The following is a 4,119-nucleotide window of genomic DNA, read 5'->3' as shown; positions in this document are numbered from 1 at the left end:
CGAAGAACACGACCTGCCGGCCGGGTTCGCGCCGGGCGATCTCCAGGGCGTCCAGGGGCGAGTAGACGACGCGGACGTCGCCGCCGTCGCTCTTGACGCGGAACAGGTCGCGATCGCTGCCGGGCACGCGCAGCATGTCGCCGAACGAGCAGAAGGTGACGTCGGGGAGGGCGGCGATGGCGAGGGCCTTGTCGATCATCTCCAGCGGGGTGACGCAGACGGGGCAGCCGGGGCCGTGGATGAGTTCCAGGCCGTCGGGCAGCAGCTGGTCGATGCCGTGCCGGATGATCGAGTGGGTCTGGCCGCCGCAGACCTCCATCAGGGCCCAGGGCCGGGTCACGGTGGCGTGGATGTCCTCCAGCAGGCGCCGGGCCAGCCGGGGGTCGTTGAACTCGTCGAGGTACTTCACCGGCCGTCCTCCTCCGTGACCGCGGCCGTCCGCGTGAGCCCGGCGCCTTGCGCGAGCCCGGTGTCCTGCGCGAGCCCGGCCTCGGCGGCGGCCCGGCTCCACGGGTCGCCGAACTCCTCCTCCAGGGCGCCGATGCGGGCGAAGAGGTCCAGCGTGGCCAGGGCGGCCTCCTCGTCCAGGCGCTGAAGCGCGAAGCCGACGTGCACGACGGCGTATTCGCCGACCTGGATGTCGGGGAGGTAGGCGAGGCACACGTCCTTCACCGCTCCCCCGAAGTCGACCTTGGCCATGCGGGTGCCGTCCCGCTCATGGACGCTGATCACCTTGCCGGGAACCGCCAGGCACATCCCCCGCTCCTTCCCGCTCGTGGGCTCGGGCGGCGACCAGCAGCTGGCCGAGGGCCAGGCCGCCGTCGCCGCACGGCACCCTGCCGTGGCGCACCACCGTGAAGCCGGCCGTGCGCAGTGCTCGTGTGCAGCTGTCCTCCAGGACGGCGTTGGCGAAGACGCCGCCCGTGAGCGCCACGGTGTTCACCGTCGTCCGCTGCCGGGCGGCGGCGCAGGCGGTGACGACGGCGCCGGCGACGGCGTGGTGGAAGCGCGCGGCGACGACCTCGGCCGGGCATCCGTCGCGCAGATCGGCGACGATCGCGCGCAGGACGGGTGCCGGGTCGAGGGTGAGGGGGCCGTCGCCGTCGCCGTCCCGGGTGCCGAACGCGTAGGAGCCCGCGGTCCCGTGGGGGGCGGCCGCGGCGCGGGCCTCGAGGGCGACGGCGGCCTGTGCCTCGTGGTCGGCGCGGTGGCGGACGCCGATGAGCGAGGAGACCGCGTCGAACAGCCGGCCCATGCTGGAGGTGGGCACGCAGGCGACGCCGCGCTCCAGCTGGGCCGCGAGGACGGTGCGTTCGCGCTCCGTGCAGGCGCTCACGCAGGGCAGGTCCGGGTCCCACGCGATGTCCGCGGCGCGCAGGTGGGACAGCGCCATCCGGTAGGGGTTGCGGACGGCCGCGTCGCCGCCGGGCAGGGGCACGTACGCGAGGTGGGCGAGGCGGCGGTACCCGTCGTAGTCGGCGAGCAGCACCTCGCCGCCCCAGACGGCGTCGTCGTCGCCGTAGCCGGTGCCGTCGAAGGCGACGCCGATGACGGGGGCGGTGCCGTCGAGGCCGGCGTCGGCCATGGCGGAGGCGATGTGGGCGTGGTGGTGCTGCACCAGGTGGAGCGGTCGGTCGCCGGCGTGGTCACGGGCCCACGCCGACGACCGGTATGCGGGGTGCCGGTCGGCGGCCAGCAGGCGCGGACGGACACCGGTGAGGGCGGAGAGGTGGTCGACGGCTCTGCCGAACGCGGCGAGGGTGGCGGGTTCGGCCAGGTCCCCGATGTGCTGCGACAGCCAGGCGGAGCCTTCGCGCGCGAGGCAGAAGACGTTCTTCAGGTCGCCGCCGGCGGCGAGCGCGGGCGGCACGGCGAAGGGCAGGGCGAGGGGTTCGGGCACATAGCCGCGCGAGCGGCGGACGGGGACGGCGCTGCCGTCGGCGCGTACGCGCACCACGGAGTCGTCGCAGGGCACGTGGATCGGCCGGTCGTGCCAGAGCAGGGCGTCGGCCGGCCCGCGCAGCCGCCGGTGCGCCTCCGCGTCGTCCGTGACGATCGGCTCGCCGGAGCGGTTGCCGCTGGTCATCACCAGCGCCCTGGGCCCCGGCGGGTCGCCCGGGAGGCCGAACAGCAGCCGGTGCAGGGGCGTGTACGGCAGCATCAGGCCGACGTCCGGGCTGTCCGGGCAGACGGCCTCGGCGAGGGGGAGGCGCGGCGGGGTGCGGGGGTCGCGGCGGACGAGGACGACGGGGGCGCGGTGGCCGGTGAGCAGCCGGCGTCCGGCGGCGGATACGGGGGCGATGTCCCGAGCGGTGGCGAGGTCGGCGGCCATGACGGCGAAGGGTTTGCCGTCGCGCCGCTTGGCGGCGCGCAGCCGGGTGACGGCGTCGGAGTCGGTGGCGTCGCAGGCCAGGTGGTATCCGCCGATGCCCTTGACGGCCAGGATCGCGCCCTTCGCGAGGAGTTCGCGGGCCCGTTCCAGGGCCTCGGCTTCCGTCAGGCGCTTCTTCCCGTGGGTCAGGCGGAGCCGGGGCCCGCAGCCCGGGCAGGCCAGGGGCTGGGCGTGGAAGCGCCGGTCGCCGGGGTCGGTGTACTCGGCGGTGCACGGGTCGCACAGCTCGAAGCCGGCCATGGTCGTCGCCGGTCGGTCGTACGGCAGCGCGGTGACGATCGTGTAGCGCGGGCCGCAGTGGGTGCAGGTGATGAACGGGTGCCGGTGGCGGCGGTCGCGGGGGTCGCCCAGCTCGCGCAGGCACACGGCGCACAGGGCGGTGTCGGGCGGGATCAGTGTGTGCTCCCCGCCCGGCTCCGAGGGCCGGATGTCGAAGCCCACGGAGCCGAGCGGGGGCAGTCGCCGGTGGGAGACCGACGAGACCACGGCGAGCGGCGGCGCGTGCAGTGTGAGGCGGGCGCAGAAGTCCTCCACGAGCGCGGGTTCGCCCTCGACCTCGGCGACGACGCCGCCGGCGTTGTTCGCCACGTACCCGGCCAGCCCGAGCTCCTGGGCGAGCCCGTGCACGAACGGCCGGAAGCCGACGCCCTGTACGACGCCGCGCACGGTGACCCGTCGCCGGACGCCTGCCCGGTCGCCTGCGGCGCGCTGCGGGGTGGCTCCACCGGCTGGGCGGGCCGCTGTGGTGACGGTCCGGGAGGCCGTGGGACGCCCGTCCTGGTCGGCGGCGCCGTCTGTCGCAGCGCGGGCGGCTTCGGCGGAAGCCGCCTCGGACACGCCGAGGGCCGCGCCGGCCGCCGTCACGCCGGCGGCACGTGGAGCCGGGCCGGCGGGTCCGCCGGCACCGGTGGCTTCGCCCGGTTCGGTGGCGCCGCGCGTCGTCGTCCCGTCCTCCGTACCGGGGGGCGCGGTGGCGACGGTGACGCTCGCGGGGCGGGCGGCTTTGGCCGGACCGGACAAACCGGGGCCGGTGACCGCACCGGGGTCCGTGACGGCGCCCGGCGCAGGCCCGGCACCCGCGCGGGCAGCTTCGCCGTGGCCGGCGACAGCGCGGTCCACGGGCCCGGCTTCCGGGTCGCAGGCAGGGCCAGGCGCGATCATGCCGACGGCACGGGCGGCTTCGCCGGACGGTGTCCGGGACACCACCACGGGTCCGATCGTCCCGGACATGCTGAGTACGGTGACCTGGCCGGGGTCGGTGACGGCACCTGTCACGCACCCGATGCCCGTGCCGCAGGCCGTGCCGGCCGCTTCCCCACCGGGCGTGCCCGGCACCGTCGCCGTGGCGGCCTCGGCAGGCGCGCCGGCCGGCTTGCCGGGGCCGGCCGGTTCGTCGGCCGCGGGTGCGTCAGCGGCGCGGGGCGCGTCGGCGTCGGCCGCGCCCTCGTCGGTCATGTCGGTCATGCCGGTCGCGTCGGCCGCGTCCGTCGCGTCCGTCGCTGTCGCGGAGCGAGGAGTGGTCGTCACGGCGTGCCCGCCGTCTGGGGCTCGGGGGCCGGGGAGTCGTCGGCGGCGGTGTCGGCCGGCTCATGGTCGTGCGTGTGCGCGGAGGCGTCCGCGTGCTGGGCCGCCATCGCGGGGCGGTGGGGCGGCGTGCCGGGCCGGACGGCCAGCAGGCGGTCCGCGAGGGTCGCCAGGCCCGTCTCCAGGCGGGCCGACGTCTCGAC

Annotated in this window: 2 protein-coding genes and 2 pseudogenes; all 4 read right to left on the bottom strand. The window is 76.6% G+C overall.

Annotation, left to right across the window (positions count from 1 at the left end; genetic code table 11):
- Positions 1-409 (bottom strand): annotated as a pseudogene (locus AB0K09_RS30585) (hydrogenase formation protein HypD); the annotation flags it as partial.
- Positions 406-756 carry a HypC/HybG/HupF family hydrogenase formation chaperone gene (locus AB0K09_RS30580; protein WP_366068655.1) on the bottom strand — a complete coding sequence of 117 codons (351 nt, stop codon included), beginning with the start codon at positions 754-756 and terminating at the stop codon, positions 406-408. The pseudogene AB0K09_RS30585 and the gene AB0K09_RS30580, both read right to left, overlap by 4 nt.
- The gene (gene hypF, locus AB0K09_RS30575) at positions 716-3,058 is read right to left on the bottom strand and encodes a carbamoyltransferase HypF (RefSeq protein WP_366068656.1); all 2,343 of its coding nucleotides are present in this window, start codon (positions 3,056-3,058) and stop codon (positions 716-718) included. The genes AB0K09_RS30580 and hypF overlap by 41 nt, the downstream gene beginning before the upstream one ends.
- Positions 3,059-3,915: 857 nt before the next feature.
- A pseudogene (locus tag AB0K09_RS30570) lies at positions 3,916-4,119 on the bottom strand (hypothetical protein); the annotation flags it as partial.

Source organism: Streptomyces sp. NPDC049577 (genome assembly GCF_040675635.1).
Lineage (GTDB): Bacteria > Actinomycetota > Actinomycetes > Streptomycetales > Streptomycetaceae > Streptomyces.
Note: the sequence above shows the minus strand (reverse complement) of the source record. Positions and strands in the feature narration are given on the sequence as shown.

Bases quoted from the DNA above. Each gene is read 5' to 3' on its own strand.
- AB0K09_RS30580 (WP_366068655.1), bottom strand. From the start codon at position 756: ATGTGCCTGGCGGTTCCCGGCAAGGTGATCAGCGTCCATGAGCGGGAC.